The sequence below is a fragment of the Ruminococcus sp. NATIVEDY160 genome (assembly GCF_045819885.1).
Classification (GTDB): domain Bacteria; phylum Bacillota; class Clostridia; order Oscillospirales; family Acutalibacteraceae; genus Ruminococcoides.
The window spans coordinates 712,669-729,071 of the sequence record NZ_CP162391.1 but is presented as its reverse complement, the minus strand read 5'-3'; the positions used below and the strand labels follow the sequence as shown (position 1 = coordinate 729,071).

General features: G+C 52.3%; 14 protein-coding genes. 2 read left to right on the top strand and 12 right to left on the bottom strand.

Annotated elements, in window-relative coordinates; translation table 11 throughout:
* Positions 1 to 106 precede the first annotated feature (106 nt).
* The 7 genes from AB1I49_RS03490 to AB1I49_RS03460 form a co-directional block, all read right to left on the bottom strand.
* Entirely contained in the window at positions 107 to 1,339 is a 1,233-nt protein-coding gene (locus AB1I49_RS03490; protein WP_186834166.1) for a sodium ion-translocating decarboxylase subunit beta, read from the bottom strand.
* 25 nt (positions 1,340 to 1,364) lie between these two features.
* The gene (locus tag AB1I49_RS03485) at positions 1,365 to 1,805 is read right to left on the bottom strand and encodes an OadG family transporter subunit (RefSeq protein ID WP_186834167.1); all 441 of its coding nucleotides are present in this window, start codon (positions 1,803 to 1,805) and stop codon (positions 1,365 to 1,367) included.
* A gap of 182 nt (positions 1,806 to 1,987) precedes the next feature.
* Complete coding sequence (spoIVA, locus tag AB1I49_RS03480; protein ID WP_407721375.1) at positions 1,988 to 3,466, bottom strand: stage IV sporulation protein A; 1,479 nt, start codon at positions 3,464 to 3,466, stop codon at positions 1,988 to 1,990.
* 12 nt (positions 3,467 to 3,478) lie between these two features.
* Positions 3,479 to 5,005: a DUF3794 and LysM peptidoglycan-binding domain-containing protein gene (locus AB1I49_RS03475; RefSeq protein ID WP_407721374.1), complete on the bottom strand. Its 1,527-nt coding sequence runs from the start codon at positions 5,003 to 5,005 to the stop codon at positions 3,479 to 3,481.
* Between the two features lie 112 nt (positions 5,006 to 5,117).
* Complete coding sequence (locus AB1I49_RS03470; RefSeq protein ID WP_407721373.1) at positions 5,118 to 7,892, bottom strand: dockerin type I domain-containing protein; 2,775 nt, start codon at positions 7,890 to 7,892, stop codon at positions 5,118 to 5,120.
* 161 nt (positions 7,893 to 8,053) lie between these two features.
* Complete coding sequence (gene spoVM, locus AB1I49_RS03465; protein ID WP_186834171.1) at positions 8,054 to 8,146, bottom strand: stage V sporulation protein SpoVM; 93 nt, start codon at positions 8,144 to 8,146, stop codon at positions 8,054 to 8,056.
* 2 nt (positions 8,147 to 8,148) lie between these two features.
* Positions 8,149 to 8,292, bottom strand: a complete 144-nt coding sequence (locus AB1I49_RS03460) for a hypothetical protein (RefSeq protein ID WP_201428927.1) — start codon at positions 8,290 to 8,292, stop codon at positions 8,149 to 8,151.
* 89 nt (positions 8,293 to 8,381) lie between these two features.
* On the opposite strand from AB1I49_RS03460, the gene AB1I49_RS03455 reads away from it, so the two are divergent.
* Positions 8,382 to 9,326 (top strand): RluA family pseudouridine synthase, encoded by a 945-nt coding sequence (locus tag AB1I49_RS03455; RefSeq protein ID WP_201428928.1) that lies wholly within the window; start codon positions 8,382 to 8,384, stop codon positions 9,324 to 9,326.
* Here AB1I49_RS03455 and pgeF read toward each other — a convergent pair.
* On the bottom strand, positions 9,318 to 10,148 hold the full coding sequence (gene pgeF, locus AB1I49_RS03450; protein ID WP_316609445.1) for a peptidoglycan editing factor PgeF: 831 nt from the start codon (positions 10,146 to 10,148) through the stop codon (positions 9,318 to 9,320). The two genes, AB1I49_RS03455 and pgeF, sit on opposite strands and share 9 nt — an antisense overlap.
* A gap of 75 nt (positions 10,149 to 10,223) precedes the next feature.
* On the opposite strand from pgeF, the gene AB1I49_RS03445 reads away from it, so the two are divergent.
* Positions 10,224 to 10,430, top strand: a complete 207-nt coding sequence (locus AB1I49_RS03445) for a hypothetical protein (RefSeq protein ID WP_186834174.1) — start codon at positions 10,224 to 10,226, stop codon at positions 10,428 to 10,430.
* Between the two features lie 47 nt (positions 10,431 to 10,477).
* Here AB1I49_RS03445 and AB1I49_RS03440 read toward each other — a convergent pair whose 3' ends face one another.
* The 4 genes from AB1I49_RS03440 to AB1I49_RS03425 all read right to left on the bottom strand — a co-directional run bounded on the left by AB1I49_RS03440 (position 10,478) and on the right by AB1I49_RS03425 (position 16,310).
* Positions 10,478 to 12,496, bottom strand: coding sequence for a beta-propeller domain-containing protein (locus AB1I49_RS03440; RefSeq protein ID WP_407721372.1), 2,019 nt, complete (start codon positions 12,494 to 12,496; stop codon positions 10,478 to 10,480).
* Positions 12,497 to 12,501: 5 nt separating this feature from the next.
* Positions 12,502 to 13,002 (bottom strand): RNA polymerase sigma factor, encoded by a 501-nt coding sequence (locus tag AB1I49_RS03435; protein ID WP_186834176.1) that lies wholly within the window; start codon positions 13,000 to 13,002, stop codon positions 12,502 to 12,504.
* 118 nt (positions 13,003 to 13,120) lie between these two features.
* Positions 13,121 to 13,660 carry an inorganic diphosphatase gene (locus AB1I49_RS03430; protein ID WP_186834177.1) on the bottom strand — a complete coding sequence of 180 codons (540 nt, stop codon included), beginning with the start codon at positions 13,658 to 13,660 and terminating at the stop codon, positions 13,121 to 13,123.
* Between the two features lie 46 nt (positions 13,661 to 13,706).
* Entirely contained in the window at positions 13,707 to 16,310 is a 2,604-nt protein-coding gene (locus AB1I49_RS03425; protein ID WP_407721371.1) for a cation-translocating P-type ATPase, read from the bottom strand.
* Positions 16,311 to 16,403: the final 93 nt, after the last annotated feature.

Genomic DNA, 16,403 nt, shown 5'->3' with positions numbered 1-16,403 from the left:
CTTAGAATTATATATCATATAATCGGGATTATGTTTCCATAAAAGAATTATTTCAATCTATTAGCAGAAAAATAAAGGAAGCAGAGGCTTCCTTTAGATTTTTTATTTATCCGACAACATTCAGCAGTACGCCTGCGGCTACCGCCGAACCGATAACGCCCGCAACATTCGGACCCATTGCGTGCATAAGCAGGAAGTTTCCGGGATTCTCCTGCTGGCCGACCTTCTGCGATACACGCGCGGCCATTGGAACAGCGGAAACACCTGCGGAACCGATAAGAGGATTGATCTTGCCGCCTGTTAACTTGTACATGATCTTGCCGAAGAGAACGCCGAAGGCTGTGCCCATACAGAATGCAATCAGACCGAGAGCGATAATCTTGAGGGTATCGAGCTTGAGGAAGTTCGCGCCCGAAGCAGTCGCGCCGACTGTTGTGCCGAGGAAGATAGTGATAATATTCATCAGCTCGTTCTGAGCGGCCTTTGCGATTCTCTCAACCACGCCGGATTCCTTGAACAGATTGCCGAGCATCAGCATACCTACAAGAGGAGCGGCGTCGGGCAGGAATATCGCAATCAGGATTACAACGATGATCGGGAAAAGGATCTTCTCGAGCTTTGATACGGGACGGAGCTGCTCCATCACAACGCCTCTCTCCTTCTTTGTGGTGAGGAGCTTCATGATAGGCGGCTGAATGATGGGAACAAGCGCCATGTAGGAATACGCCGCAATCGCGATCGAACCGAGCAGATGCGGAGCGAGCTTTGTGGTAACATAAATCGCGGTCGGACCGTCAGCGCCGCCGATAATGCCGATAGCGCCCGCCTCAGCTTCGGTAAAGCCGAGGAAAATCGCGCCTGTGAAGGTGATGAAGATACCGATCTGAGCCGCAGCGCCGAGGATAAGGCTCTTGGGGTTGGCGATCAGCGGACCGAAGTCGGTCATACAGCCGATGCCGAGGAAGATGAGCGGTGGATAGATACCGAGCTTTACGCCCTGGTAGAGATAGTAGAGAAGACCGCCGTAGGTGGGGTTCTCGTAGTAAATCTTTCCGCCTATTTCCTGAACGACGTGACCTGTCGCGGCAGGGTCGTTCGCGCTCTGGATTTCTACCAGACTGATGTGCGGAGCCGCCATGATCTCGGGATAGAGATTGACGAGCAGCATACCGAAAGCGATGGGAAGCAGCAGAAGCGGTTCATACTGCTTTTTGATTGCGAGATAGAGCAGAAAGCACGAAATGCCGATCATTACGTAATTCTGCCAACCGAGACTAACCAATCCTGAGCTTTCGTAAATGCCCCTGATGGCGTCAAGAAAACCTGTTAATATTTCCATAAACTAAACCGAACCTTTCCAAGCCTTAAAACGGGCGGGTATTGTCTAATACACCCGCGTTTGCCCACGCGGATCTGCCGCCGGCTTTTTTGATGCTTTTGATTTTTGCCCTGCCCGATTTGCCGTACATCGTCGCGACAGCAGCCGCAATAACGGCGACAACCTCTTCGGGAATGCCTTCCTCGGCAGGAAGCGCCTGTTTCACCTCAGCAGGCTTGGAAATCTCAGCCGTGACTTTTTTCTTTTCGGGAGGCGTTTGTTCCTTTTTCTTCTTTTTACTTCCGCCCGAGCCCTGCGCCTTTCCGACGATAAAGCTGTACAGCTTGATTACGCCGATGAGCAGGAGCAAAACCGAGAATACCACCACAAAGCCTGTGAGAATAACCTTTGCCGAGGCGATACCCTTTTCGGCGAGCGACAGCTCGGTCGCGGCAAACTGCGTTAACCCAATACCGTTAAGTACCATAAAACAACCTCCAAAATGTGAATTTGCATACATTGATATTATACTTTAATTCAGCATTTTTTTCAATAACAAATCAGCGCCGACATGTTTTTCGTCGATTTATATAAAAATCAATTCAGCTTACCAAATAATGCAAAAAAAATGCCAAAGCATCAGCCTTGGCATTGTAGATAAAATGGTTTCTAAATAATAATACAAATCAGTCCGTTGCAGCCGTCGTTGATGATTTTCTCAATCGTCTCCCCTATCTTCCGCCGCGCGTCTGACGGCATACGGCTCAGCTTGTTGTGCAGACCTTCGTTGACCAGCTCGTGGACGGACTTGCCGAAGATATTGCTCTCCCAGATTTTCTCGGGACTTTCCTCGAATTCCTTGAGCAGATATGACACAAGCTCCTCGCTCTGCTGCTCCGAGCCGACAATCGGCGTTACCTCCGTCTGTGTTTCAATGCGCATCAGGTGAATAGACGGCGCGCTCGCCTTAAGACGTATGCCGTACTTGCCGCTCTGCTTGATGATCTGCGGCTCGTCAAGGGACAGCTCGTCGATCGTCGGCATAACGATTCCGTAGCCGGTCTCCTTGACCTGCTCGTATGCCTGAGCGATTTTGTCGTATTCGCGCTGCTTTTCCGACAAGCGCTCCATACTCTCCATCAGATCACGCTCGTCGGAAACCTCAAGTCCGGTCTGTTCGGAAAGCACCTTGTAGAACAGCTCGGGTTTCAGTGAAACGGAAATACGCGCGCTTCCCGTTCCCAGATCGAGCGAATCGAGCTTCGCCTCTGAAATATGGCCGCAGTCTGAGATCTTTGAGAGCATATCCTGTATTTCGCGGATTTTTTCCATACCCTGAGCGGCGGAGCGAATGCACTCGAACACAGATGACTTGAGCCAGTGATCCTTTTCGAGCGAAATCAGCCAGCAAGGGATATCGACCTGTATCTCCTTCATCGGGAACTCAAAGAGCAGCTGCGCGAGGACGCGCTTTATCTCGTTTTCACTCAGCTCCATGCAGCTGACAGGCAGTACAGGCACCTGATAACGCGCGGAAAGCTCTTCCGAGAGCGCCTTCGCACGTTCTCCGTCGGGATTGGCGGAGTTGAGCAGAAGAATAAACGGCTTGTTTATCGCCTGAAGCTCCTCAACCACACGCCGCTCGCTATCCTCGTAGTCCTCGCGCGGAATCTCGCCGAAGGAACCGTCTGCGGTGATAACAAGCCCGATTGTGGAATGGTCGGTGATCACCTTTTTTGTGCCGATTTCCGCCGCCTCTTCAAACGGGATCTCCTCCTCTGACCACGGAGTTTTCACCATGCGCGGCGAATCCTCCTCACTTTGTCCCAGAGCGGACGGCACAAGATAGCCGACGCAGTCGATCATTCGGACGCGGAACGCCGCGTTGTCGCCGAGATCGATCTCAACGGACTCCTCGGGGATAAACTTAGGCTCTGTCGTCATTATCGTCCTGCCCGCGGACGACTGCGGCAGCTCGTCAACCGCGCGGCGGTAGATATTCTCGTCGCGGATATTCGGCAGGACGAGCGAATCCATGAATCTCTTGATAAAGGTCGACTTTCCCGTGCGGACAGGGCCGACAACGCCGATGTAGACGTCGCCGTCGGTGCGCTGCGAAATATCTCTGTAAACGTTTCTCTCTTCCATCGCTTTGCCTCCTTACAGCTTCGGAATCAACAGCATCTGAGGGCTGTCGAGATCGATTTCCTCAAGGTTATTCTCGCGCATCAGCGGTTCAAGCCGCGTATTGTGCGCCTTGGAAATGCTCCAGAGATTTTCGCCGCTGTCGGCAAAATACAGCGTCAGGGCGCAGTCACCCGACGATAGAGGCTGATCCTCAAACACCTCTACGTCAGTCACAACGCGGGTGCACTCGTTCTTCATCGCGCCGCCCGTGACCTTAAGCTCAACTCTAATCTCGGCGGTGCTGTCGTCGGCGAGGCGGAAGCTGAGTCCCGATGCGCGCACTCTGCCGAAGCACAGGCTGTCGCAGCCCTCGGACGAGGAAAGCGTGTGCGAGAAGTCGCAGCTGCGCTCGACGAACATCGGGAAATCATCGCCGTCGAGGGCGAGCATGCAGAGATTGACCTTGCCGCTGACGGAGAGCCGTCCGTCGGCGGGAGCAGCGTTGAGGGTGAGGCTGTCTGCATAGATGTCGAGGATCTTGCCGATTTTTCCGCTGTCCACACAAATCGAGAGCTTCTCCATAAAGCTCTCGGAAACAGGCAGCAGCTCGGTGACGGTCTTGAGGTTATCAAAGCGCGGCGCTGAGGCGTATTCTACTGAAAACGCGTCGCAAACTAACTTTTCCTCGCGCATCACATATCCCTGTTCGGTAAGGCAGAGCTTTACGTCAAGCGCGATGACGGGCTTCTCGCTCATAATATCGTTTTTCAGGCGGACGTCGTAGGACATGACCTCGCAGCAGAGCAGGTTGCGGGTATTCTCGTCAACGCCGTCGCAATCGAGAATCTGGTTGAACGGCAGGACGTAGTCCAGCTTCGCGGTTTCGCCCGTTTCGACGTCGCAGAGGTAGAACATTCTCAGGTTCAGCTCACCGCCGACCATCAGCTTATCCTTTACCGCCTTGACATCGTTGATTCCCGCAGTGACCGACGAATGCAGTACGGACTCAACTGGCGGCTTGTCGGCGGCCGAGATCTCCTCGCTGACGGTAAACTGCTCCTGACACAGTGCGGTAAGATCGGCGCAGTCCATAGGCTTTATGAGCGCCTCAAGTCCCTCGGGCGGGGTGAAGATTTCGCTCTGCCCGACAGAAAGCACCTTGGCGTACATCGAAAATGCCCCGTGTATCACAAGTCTGCGCGGACTGAGCGCCCGGCAGTTTATGTACTCGGGCTTGGTTTTTGTGAGGACGACGTAGTTCTCGGGCGTTTCCCGCAGCGAGAAGCTCTGTGAGAAGCTCACGCTCTGTTCGCAGCAGCGGATAGTTTTTCCCGTGCTCTCAACGTAAAGAACATTGACCACGCAGCTTCCGTCAACCCTTAGCTGTCCGCCCGAAAGGGACTTCGACTGCAGCTTGGGGATCAGGGTGCACTTGAGAATTTTTTCAATATCGGGACAGTAATCGGGCAGCGTCAGGTCAACGTCCGCGAGCTGCTCGGCAACGGTATCGAGGACTGCCGCGGGCGCGCGAAGGAACCGGCTCTCCGTAGGATATTCCATGTTTTCTCTCTCCTTTTGCTTTGTTGGTAACAGTATATGAGAGAGCAAAACGCTTTATGACAGAAAAACGGCTGACCCGCAAAAGGTCAGCCGTCTGAATAAATATTGAATTTTAGTTTGCAGCCATTCTCTGAACCTGAGTCGCGTCAGCAATGTCTACCTTGCCGTCGCTTGTAACATCTGCAACCGCAAGCTGATTGTTGTTGAAGAGAACGTACTCCGCCACGTGCTTCTGAATATAGGTGGCATCGCTGATGTCAACCGTGCCGTCGAAGTTAGTGTCTCCCTTGATGCGATCCTTGTTTCCGTTAGGCATAACAGCAGAAACACCGTATGTGGAGTTCTTGCTGAAGCCTGTCTTGGACTTCAGATTTGTGTCTTTGCCCTTTTCGATAACAAAACCTTCCTTATTCTCCTCATTGACAACGCCGAGATACTTAAGGTTCATATTGACGGTAGTTTCGCCTGTACCGATAATATCGAAGGTCACTGTTACGAAATCCTTCTCTCTGTAGAAGTTGTCACAGCTGAGATTTGAGAAGTTGCCCTTGATAAGACCTGTTGTGGTTTCGAGAGCAACTGCACCGGTGAGGTTGGGCTGAAGCTTCTTGAGATCCGCCTTATTGAAGCTGAGCTTTGCGGGATCGTAGCTGAGTTCCCACTCCGAGTTGATCAGCTCGTAGAAAGACTGGAGCTTGAAGGCAACTGTGATCTGAGAGGAGTCGGTAAGAGATCTCGTGGCTTCGGGGAAATAGTTAGAGGTTGTTTTGACTTTGATAGCCTGTGCAGAGATATCGCCGAATTTAGTATTTGTGGAATAGCTGAGATTTGAGAAGCCCGACTGGGACTTGAGGTTCTTGACGCTGCCGCCGTCGACGAGATAACCCTGGTCGCCTTTATCGTTGACAAGACCGAGGATCGCAACATTGAGGTTAACAGTCGCGGTGCCTGTGTCGAGCACGTCAAAGGTCACCTTAACAAACGGTTTTTCCGTGGTGAACTCACACGGGAGCGTGCTGGAGCTTGAGCCCTTGATTCTGCCCTTGCTGGGCTCGGACGCAACCACACCGCTCGCGTTGGGCATAATGCTGCCTGTCGCAGAGCTATTGTAGCTGAGCTTTGAGGAATCATATGTCAGAGTCCACTCTGAGTTTAGCATGTCGTGGGTGGACTGGAAGAGATACTGAACCGTAACCTTTGTACCCGTCTGGTTGACGGTGGTGCTTGATGCCGGGAAGAAATTCGAGGTCGCGTTTACAGTGAGCTTTGTGTCAACAGATGGAGAACCGTTGATAACGGAGGTCGTACCGGTGACATTGTTGGAGCTGAAGCCGGAGATGGAAGAAATATTCTGTTTCTGGCTGTTTTTGACCGCGTTTTCGAATTTAAGTGTGCTGCCGCTGAAATAGCCGACGGAAAGCTCCTGTACATCGAGAGCTACGTTCGCGGTGCCCTTGCCGATTACTTCAAATTCAGCCTGGACAAACGCCTTTGAGGTCTTGAAATCATAGGGATCGCTGACTTCGGAGAAGGTGCCGTAAGCGACATCGTTATAGATATTTGAGCTGCCGCTGATATTGGGCATCAGCTTCGAAGCAGCCGTCTTGAGTCTGAGCTTTGAGGTGTCGTATTTCAGGTTCCACTGACCGTTAACGAGATCCATCGCGGACTGAAGGTTATATGTAACGGTAACGGTGCTGCCTGTCGCCGTAATATTGCCGCTGCCGCAGATGTTAGAGGTAGCGTTAACAACAGTCTTGTCCGATACGGGGTCTGTTGTGGGCTGAGGAGTTGTTACGGGAGCTGTGGTGGGCTGAGGAGTCGTTACGGGAGCCGTTGTAGGCTGGGGTGTAGGTGTAACGCCGCCCTTGCCGATGCTCGCGAGGGGTACTGTGAGTGCGTCAAGGTCGTCCTTCTCGTGAGAAGTACTGGGGTCGTTGCCGTAATCGCCCTTTACGTTGTCGATCATTGAAGGATCGAAAGGGCAGCAGTCGAGAGCTGATTCGCCTCTGCCGCAGAGAGTCATAGCGCCGATGCCGTTGGAAGTGAGCTGACTTGCGGTGATGCCCAGAGCCGTGAAGGGAATCTTGATCTCATAGAAGCTGTCGTGCTTTGTGTTGTGAACGCCCTTGCTGCCCTTGTAGGTCTTGTAATCAACCCAGTCTGAGCTGTCAGAGAATACGTCGTCGGGTGAATCGGAATTGTTGAGGCCCCAGATAGAGCTGCAGGCATTGCCGTCAGCCATCTTGTACTCGATGCCCTCGGTCTTGTAGCTGCCGCAGTGAGTGGTGTAGTCTGTGTTGCCCGCGGCGTCCGCTACGGTGAAGTGACCGGGAACGCCGGCGCCGGGCTTCGCGCTCATGTAGAACAGATGGTCAACATGGGTGCCGCTGTAGTCGATCTGATCGCCCCAGATGTACTTGCCGTCAGTAACCTTACCGGTAAGCCCCGTTGAAGAGGGATTTACGCTGAGAGCGAGAACGAGGTGAAGATCGCCGATTTTGCCGCCGTCCATCAGGGACGCGTCGCCGGGGTTCTGCCATGTGTCTGTGGTGTTGACATACTGCATGCCGATGTAAAGGTTTGAGCTGTCCCAGCTTGCAAACAGAGCGTAAGCGTCGATAAGACAGTTCTCATGCGAGCCCTTCCAGTGGTTGGCGCAGTCCCATGCAGCGCTGGTAGCGACGAGCATGTCCTCCGTCCAATCGGAAAGATCGCCGTCAATGGTGATGCTGCCCGCCTTGCCTACCTTGCCCGAGGGGTTGGTCTGGTAGTGCGAGCTGAGTGTGCCTCCCGCTGCGCTGACGGTGAATGCCGCGGTCGCGACTGTTGTGATCAGCAGAGCTGCGACAAGCAGGATACTGATCAGTTTTTTTGCGTTTCTCATGTTAATTACCTCCTAAATACTGCTCGATAATTCGCAACATAAATTACCATTTTAATTATAAATGCTTTTGCTGAAAAGTTCAATAAAAAAATCAGATGCGCAAAGTTTTTGTCACAATGCACATCTGATTACGCTTGAATTTGTTGAATATTACTGTAGAATCAGCCGATAGTCTGCTTCTCCTTTTTTATTCCGAACAGCATTCTGAGCAACCCCGCGAAGAATTTAGGATTTTCGATAAGTACAACTTTCATGATTACCTCCGAGCACATGATAAACTGACGAGAACCAGCGCGGCTGCCGCCACGCACAGCACCCATTCTGTCGGCAGCACAGACGCGACGAGCAGTCCGAGTCCGAACCATAGGCAGGTGCGGACCTTTTGTTTTCTGCATCTCACTGTATCACCCTCTACCATTTTATACGCCGCATCCTAATGTGTGCTTGAAATTTGAGTGTTTTTACAGTATGATAGAGGTGGTGATTATTATGAGAGAACTGACAATCGGCAAAAACGACTCGGGACAACGGCTTGACAAGTTCCTGCAAAAACGCTTCCGCACTATGCCGAAGGCGATGATGTATATGTATATCCGCAAAAAGTGCGTCAAGCGCAACGGCAAAAAATGCGCCATCGACGATATTCTGCGAGAAGGCGACGTGCTGACCTTCTATATAAAGGACGAGTTCTTTGAAGCGGGCAAGGAAAAGCACTATGAATTCATGAAAGCACCGACAAAGCTCGAAATAGTTTACGAGGACGAAAACCTCCTTTTGCTCGACAAAAAGCCCGGACTTATCGCCCACCAGGACAAGAGCTATCACTTTGATTCGCTCGTCAGCCGCGTGCAGCACTATTTATACGAAAAGGGCGAGTACGACCCCGAGGAAGAAAAAGCGTTCTCACCTGCGCTCGTCAACCGCATTGACCGCAACACGGGCGGTATTGTCATCGCCGCGAAAAACGCCGAGGCTCTGAGGATACTGAACCAAAAGATGAAAACAAGGGAGATCGAGAAATACTACCTCTGCCTTGTTTACGGCAAGCCCGGCAAGGACAGCGATATCCTTCGCGGATACCTGACGAAAAACGAGAGTAAAAACAAGGTCACGGTGCACAAAACCGAGGTCGAAGGCTCCAAGGAGATACGCACAAAGTACCGCGTCCTGTCCTTCGACGGCAAATACAGCCTTGTCGAGATCGAACTGCTGACCGGCAGAACCCACCAGATACGCGCGCATATGGCGAGCATCGGGCACCCTCTGGTCGGCGACAGCAAATACGGACGCAAAAAAGCGCCCGAGGGCTTCCCCTATCAGGCGCTTTACAGCTATAAATTAATTTTCAATTTCACCGAGGACTCAGGCTCGCTCAGCTATCTGAATGGCAGGGAGTTCGCGGTTAAGGACGTGTGGTTTTCGAAATCACTTTAAGCACATAAAGGCAGACATCGTACCGCGGCGTCCCTTTGTGGCTCGGTGGCTCCAGAGAAGCTCGCTGTTGCAGTTTGTGCAGAGGTCGGAAATCGTGATGTTCTCGTTCTTCACGCCTGCCGCGACGAGAATCTGACGGTTGGTCTCGAGCAGGTCGATCATGAACTTGCCGCCTTCCTTCGGAAATACAAATTTTTCGGGTTTCAGATCCGTAAGCGCGAGGAAGTGCTCCGCACACGGCAAATCCACCTCGTAACAGCAAACGGAAATCGCGGGGCCTATGGCGGCTGTGATGTTTTCGGGCTTTGTGCCGTAGCGCTCGCCCATCTCCTTAACGACCTTCTCTCCGATCCTGCCGACAGTGCCGCGCCAGCCCGCGTGAGCCAGAGCGATAGCCTTGTTTTCCGTATCGACAAAGAACAGCGGCGTGCAGTCGGCGTAGTAGGTCACGATGGTCACGCCCTTCTCGTTAGTCATGATCGCGTCAACGCTCTCCATATCGCGCGGCCTGTAAATGCCAACGCCGCGGTTTTCGCGCGTAACGGCACGGACGAAGGTGTGGTGATCCTGAGCGGAAGCGGTCAGGCTATCGAACTCAAAGCCCGCGCTCTCACAGATACGGCGGTAGTTCTCGGTCACCGCGTCGGGGTTATCGCCGCGGTTGAACGCCATGTTCATCGAGGTGAACTCACCCTCAGACACGCCGCCGAGACGGGTCGAAAAAGCATGGTTGATGAATTTTATTTCCGATAAAGAATTATAAGTGAGATAAGGCACTGTATCTGCGTTATTTAGACGCATGGTGGCTGAGTTAAAATTCAACGGTATTCCCTCCAAAATTCTACTTGAAACTTATGCCTGCTTGTGATACACTATTAATTGCAGAGGTGATTTAGAATGAAAAACAAGCTGTTCGGCAGAAATATCGCACCCGACTGCTCTTACTGCGAAAATTCTTATTTCGAAAACGGAATTATAGGCTGCAAAAAGTCAAAGCGTATTCAGGACGGCAGGTGCAGAGCGTTCAGCTATGACCCGCTTATGCGCGTTCCGCGCAGCGTTACCCTGAGAGGTACATATTCCATCGAGGATTTCAAGCTGTAAATTATAAAATCAAGGAGCCAATCATACGGTTGGCTCCTTTTATTATACTATTTATAATCGACCCAGTCAATAGAGGTTCGGTATACGTCGTCCGTATTATTCTTGATGTAGTAATCATACTCCCATACATTGCCGAGCATATATATGGTGTTCCCGACATAGACGCAGCGGCTGACCTCGGCGCTGCCGTTTTCACTGCTTACAAATACGTCCGAGCGGTACTCGTCGACAATATCGATCTTTCCGTCCGAGATTCTGAAATTAATTACTCCCGAATAGCTGTCGTAGTTACTGTATCCGTCGCCGTAGCAGGAGAACGGGATCGTGAAGTCGTTTCTCTCGGTATTGACGAGAAGCGCCTTGGGATTGTTCTGCACCTCTGAGTAATAGCCCTTGAAAACCTTCGTGTCCAGAACCTTCGGGTTTGTCTTGTCGCTGACGTCAAAGGTGACGATTTTTATGCCGTCCTGAACCTCCATATCGGTGTAGTACACGTTGTCGGTATTATAGCCGATGCCGAGGACTGTGTTCTCATCAATCGGAACGAGCATGGTTGAGAAACCGCTGATCTTGACCTCGCCGAGGATCTGCGGGTCGGACGGAGTGGACAGGTCAATCACGAACAGCGGGTCGGTTTCCTCGTAGGTAATGACGTAGGCGGTGTCGCCCATGTAGCGGACTGCCTTGATGCTCTCGTCCTTGGCAAAGCCCTCGACCGCGCCGATCTGATTGAGCCCCGAATCAAGCACATAGAGGTTGTTGACCTCAAATGAGTTGTTTTCGTTGATCGACGTGGTGGCTACACGGAGATTTCCGTTGTACTCGTCGAGTGAGTACTGGTTGTTTATCTCACCCTTGACGTAGCAGCTCGCCACGGCGTCGAGGTTGTCGTTGAGACTGAATTTTACAATCTGGGTTCTGACATTTGTCGGTGTGTAGTAGGAAGCAAAGCTGTTGATAACTCTGTTGTAATCCTGCGTTTCGTACTCTGTCGCGTTGACATAGAGGTAATCCTGATTGCAGTAAACGTCGTCTGCCGAACCCAGAATCGACTTGGTGCTCAGAGCCTTTGCGCCGTTTTGCGTATCGACGCTGCTTACTACGAGAAAGCGGCTGTCGGCAGGCGTTTCAACGGAATATGTGCAGTTGACGGGCACCTCGTCGGGAGTGGCGTTTTTGTTGCGGGTTTCGGGCAAATCGTCATCATTGTACGCATAGTAATCGGACACCAAATAGAGAGTGTCGCCGATCATGCGCGAGGAAACGTAATTGCCGCTCTGGCAGAAGGAATCGAGCAGCTTGGGCTTGCTTCTGTCCGAGATATCATATACCGACGCTTCGGTTGAGGAATCGGAATAGTACACCTCCGAAAGAACAACAAGACGGTCGCCGTTTACATAAAACTCGCGGAAATTGCTGTCGTTCAATTCCGTAACAGCTGATATCATCTCGGTATCCTTCTGCGCCGCGCGGTAGATCTGTATCTGATGCTTCATTCCGTTTGAGGTCGGCGCAAGATAGTAGATATACTCGCTGTCGGTCTTGACGTTATCCGCCTCGTCAACGCCCGTGTGCTGAACATAGGTCGAGTTGTGCGACGAAGAACTGCCCGACAAGCCTGACGCTGAACCTGCCGCTGAACCGTTTGCCGAGCCTGCCGAAAATACCTTTTCGCCGTACTCAAGTACATCGCCGTCGAGAACGTTATATCTCTCGCCGCTGTTGATATTATTCTGAAATTTCTTCGCGTTGCCGACTGCCTTTTTCACCTCGTCGCGCGTGTTGAACTGCATGAGCTTAGCGGTGCCGCTGACCGATACGGGCGTGCCGACCTGAACGCGGCTGAAGAAAATATTCGTCGCGAGGAACGCGCCCGCGGTAATCACCGCAACGCTCGCCACCGCAGCCGAGGTAATACCGAGAACCATGCCTGTCTTTTTCTTTTTAACCTTGACCGGCTCGACTCCCTCGAGCTGACCGAGAACCATATCCTCATTGATATCGTCGGGCGCGTTAACGCCGTCGGAAGCAAATCTGTCTTTAACAGTATCAAAATCGTTTTTCATATCACTCACTCCAAAAACTGTCTCATCTTGCCGAGCGCGCGTGACAGGCGCGACCTCACAGTCGAGGGATTCATGCGGAACATCTGCGCTATCTCCTGACTGCTGTAGCCCGCAACGACCGAGAGCAGAACGATATCCCTGTCCTCTGTCGCAAGGCTGTCAAGCGCCTCGCTGAGTTCGCTGCGGATATAAGTATCGTCCGGAACCACATAGCGGTTCTCGTCGATCTCCGCAAAGGTGATCTGTGCCTTTCTGCGGATTATCGCGCAGCACTCTCGGTAAAGTATGCGGAACAGCCACGCAGAAAACGCCTTCTCGTCGCGTATTGAAGCTATGCCCATATACGCCTGGGTTATACACGCGGACACGGCGTCCTTCGCGTCCTCCGCTGAACGCAGCTTGTAATAAGCGTAGCGGTACAGGCTGTCCTTATAGCTTATGTAGAGAGTGGCAAACGCCTGCTTGTCACCTGCTCTGGCTTTCTTTACTAATTTATTACCGTTCATTTCCGTCCTCCAACGAATTCGTTCATTAATATAGTGTCGAATAAACGGCGAAGTGTTGCACAGTTTTTGAAATATTTTAAAAAAATTCGAGCGCACCGGTGGTGCGCCCATTGATTTTTTATGCGAGCTGGAAGTCGAGGATATAGCTTTCGATGCAGAGCTGGACAACTTCCTTTGCCTTCTCCACGCCTGAAATCTCGGTAGCCGCGGTTTCCTTGTCGTCCTCAAGGGTCTTGTAAACCTGGAAGAAGTGGCGGATCTCGTCAAAACGGTGCTTGGGCAGATCCGAGATGTCATTGTATGTATTGTAGTTGGGATCGTTGATCGGCACAGCGATGATCTTTTCGTCTTTGCTGTTGTTGTCGATCATGTTGAGTACGCCGATGGGCTTGCACTCTACCAGAGTCATGGGCAGAATGGTCTCGCTGCACAGAACCAGAACGTCGAGCGGGTCGCCGTCGTCGGCATATGTGCGCGGAATAAAGCCGTAGTTTGCGGGATAATGAGTCGAGGTGAAGAGCACGCGGTCGAGCTTGAGCATACCGGTCTCCTTATCGAGCTCATATTTATTTTTTCCACCCTTGGAAATTTCGATTACAGCATAAAAACGGTCGCAGGTAATTCTTTTCGGTGAGATGTCATGCCAGATATTATTCATGGAAAAACCTCCTTTTTTTCTATTATAAATTATGGCAAATTTTATGTCAAGAGGTTTTGTTCACCTTGTCGGAAATAGCCTTGATAATCTGGATCACGACCGTCGGAGCAAATGCCAGAAGTGCGATATAAGCGTACATCATGCCGTCCATCGCCTCAACGCAGAAGAGCGAATGGAGCGCGGGTACAAAGAGTACGAGCGCGAGCAGCAGACAGCCCAGAACGAACGCTCCGACGCTGTAGAGGTTGCTGAGAAGTCCGAGGCTGAATATCGAACGCTTGCTGCGGCAGTTGAAGCCGTGGAAGAGTCTTGCGAGGGTGAGGGTGGCGAAAGCCATTGTAGCCGCTGTTGACGCGCCGTAAGGCAGTCCGAGATAGAAGGCGACAACGACGACAACCGCTATCAGCGCGCCCTGACCGAACATCAGAGCAGTGAAGTCCTTTGTGAGAATGCCCTTGTTGGGGTCGCGCGGCTTCTGTGAGAGCAGACCGTCCTCGGGCTTTTCCATGCCAATCGCGAGAGCAGGAAGCGAGTCGGTAAGCAGGTTGATAAAGAGCAGGTGTACAGGCTCAAACGGCACGGGCAGCGCCATAATCGAAGTAAAGAGAACGGTGATGATCGCAGCCATGTTGCCCGAGAGCAGGAACAGAATAGAGTTGCGGATATTGCGGTAAACGTTTCTGCCGTTCGCGACAGCCTTGATGATGGTCGCAAAGTTGTCGTCCTGCAAAATCATCGAAGCCGCATCCTTCGATACCTCGGTGCCCGTGATACCCATTGCAACGCCGATGTCGGCTTTCTTGAGCGCGGGAGCGTCGTTTACGCCGTCGCCTGTCATGGAGACAATATTGCCCTTTCGCTGCCATGCCTCGACGATGCGGATTTTGTTCTCGGGCGATACGCGCGCGTAGACCGAGATCTTTTCGAGCACACGGTCGAGCTCTTCGTCGTTCATCGCGTCAAGCTCCATGCCCGTGACAGCCATGTCGCCGTCGCGCATAATGCCGATCTGCTTCGCGATAGCGGAGGCGGTGATCTTGTGGTCGCCCGTGATCATGATTGGCTTGATACCCGCGCGGATAGCGTCGGCAACAGCCGCCTTGCTCTCCTCACGCGGCGGGTCGATCATCGCGACAAGACCGAGGAAGGTGTAGTTGTATTCGGTTTCGACCGAGAGAGCCTCGTCGCTTTCCTTGTAGGCGAAGGTCAGGACGCGCAAGCCCTCCTCGGAGTATCTATTATTCTGTGCAAGAATTATTTTCTTGTCTTCGTCGGTGATCGGACGGACGCCGTCCTTTGTGGCAATGCTGACGCAGCGGTCGAGGATAGAGTCGAGCGCGCCCTTTGTGAGAATGTGCGGCACGCCGTGAAGCCTGTATTTGGAGCTCATCATCTTGCGGTCGGAGTCAAACGGAACCTCCTCTACCCTGCCGAGGGTGTCGCGGATAATGTTCTCGTCAAGGCCTATGCTGCGCGAAGTCTCAATCAGCGCGTACTCTGTCGGGTCGCCGATGCCCTTGCCGTCGACGATGCTGGAGTCGTTGTTGAGAACCATGTCGTAAATCAGGCGGCGGTGGCTCTCGAGCCTGATGTCAAGCTCTTCCTCGCGGATGCTCTCGCCGTTGATGTAGATGCGCTGAACAGTCATCTTGTTCTGGGTGAGCGTACCGGTCTTGTCCGAACAGATAACCGAAACGCAGCCGAGGCTTTCAACCGCCTTCAAATCCTTGATAACGGCGTTTTCCTTTGCCATCTTCTGGGTCCCCATAGCCTGAACTATGGTGACGATCGAGCTGAGCGCCTCGGGAATCGCCGCAACCGCGAGCGCTACGGCAAACATGAGTGAGTCGATGATGGTCTTGCCCTGCCAGAGAGAAAGCCCGAATACGACAGCGCAAATCACCATGATGATAATAGCGAGTCTGCCCGAGAACTTGTCAAGGCTCTGCTGGAGCGGAGTCTTTTTCTCCTTGGCGGCGTTCATGAGGGAAGCGATGTGTCCGATTTCGGTATTCATACCCGTCTCGGTGACGAGGACAAGCGCTCTTCCGTAGGTTACAAGGCTGCCTGAGAATACCATATTAGCGCGGTCAGCGAGCGGAGTCTCGCCGCTGATGGTTTCGTCGTTCTTGTCGACGTTTGTGGACTCACCCGTAAGCGAGCTCTCGTTGACCTGCAGAGAATAGTTGCGGATAATCCTGCCGTCGGCGACAACCAGATCGCCCGCTTCGAGAACGATGATATCCCCCGCAACGACGTTTTTGGAGTCTATTTCAATTTTCTGACCGTCGCGGATAACCTTGGCGGACGGTGAGGACAGGGATTTGAGACTGTCGAGGGACTTTTCTGCCTTGACGTGCTGGGCGGTACCGAGAATCGCGTTCATGATTATTACCGCGAAAATAACGATCGTGCTCTCGATATTGCCCGAGAACATCGAAACTATCGCCGCCGCGATCAGAATCAGTACGAGTAAATCCGCGAACTGACCGAGGAAAACCTGCAAAACGGTTTTCTTCTTACCCTCGGCGAGGACGTTTTCGCCGTCCTTTTTGAGCCGTTCGGCCGCCTGCTCGGAGCTGAGACCGTCGGTCGTGACGTCAAAATGCCTGAGCGCTTCTTCGCCTGTTTTTTGATACCAGTCTGCCATAAAATCTACCTCCAAAAATTAAAGACCTTTATTGTGCACGTTACCCATGCGCAATAAAAGTCTCGTTCTTTAGTGTATATCCGATACCCAAAA

What these genes read in the sequence shown, in the direction of transcription:
- AB1I49_RS03490 (WP_186834166.1), bottom strand. Translation starts at nt 1,339, where the DNA reads ATGGAAATATTAACAGGTTTTCTTGACGCCATCAGGGGCATTTACGAA.
- AB1I49_RS03485 (WP_186834167.1), bottom strand. Translation starts at nt 1,805, where the DNA reads ATGGTACTTAACGGTATTGGGTTAACGCAGTTTGCCGCGACCGAGCTG.
- spoIVA (WP_407721375.1), bottom strand. Translation starts at nt 3,466, where the DNA reads ATGGAAGAGAGAAACGTTTACAGAGATATTTCGCAGCGCACCGACGGC.
- AB1I49_RS03475 (WP_407721374.1), bottom strand. Translation starts at nt 5,005, where the DNA reads ATGGAATATCCTACGGAGAGCCGGTTCCTTCGCGCGCCCGCGGCAGTC.
- AB1I49_RS03470 (WP_407721373.1), bottom strand. Translation starts at nt 7,892, where the DNA reads ATGAGAAACGCAAAAAAACTGATCAGTATCCTGCTTGTCGCAGCTCTG.
- spoVM (WP_186834171.1), bottom strand. Translation starts at nt 8,146, where the DNA reads ATGAAAGTTGTACTTATCGAAAATCCTAAATTCTTCGCGGGGTTGCTC.
- AB1I49_RS03455 (WP_201428928.1), top strand. Translation starts at nt 8,382, where the DNA reads ATGAGAGAACTGACAATCGGCAAAAACGACTCGGGACAACGGCTTGAC.
- AB1I49_RS03445 (WP_186834174.1), top strand. Translation starts at nt 10,224, where the DNA reads ATGAAAAACAAGCTGTTCGGCAGAAATATCGCACCCGACTGCTCTTAC.
- AB1I49_RS03440 (WP_407721372.1), bottom strand. Translation starts at nt 12,496, where the DNA reads ATGAAAAACGATTTTGATACTGTTAAAGACAGATTTGCTTCCGACGGC.
- AB1I49_RS03435 (WP_186834176.1), bottom strand. Translation starts at nt 13,002, where the DNA reads ATGAACGGTAATAAATTAGTAAAGAAAGCCAGAGCAGGTGACAAGCAG.
- AB1I49_RS03430 (WP_186834177.1), bottom strand. Translation starts at nt 13,660, where the DNA reads ATGAATAATATCTGGCATGACATCTCACCGAAAAGAATTACCTGCGAC.
- AB1I49_RS03425 (WP_407721371.1), bottom strand. Translation starts at nt 16,310, where the DNA reads ATGGCAGACTGGTATCAAAAAACAGGCGAAGAAGCGCTCAGGCATTTT.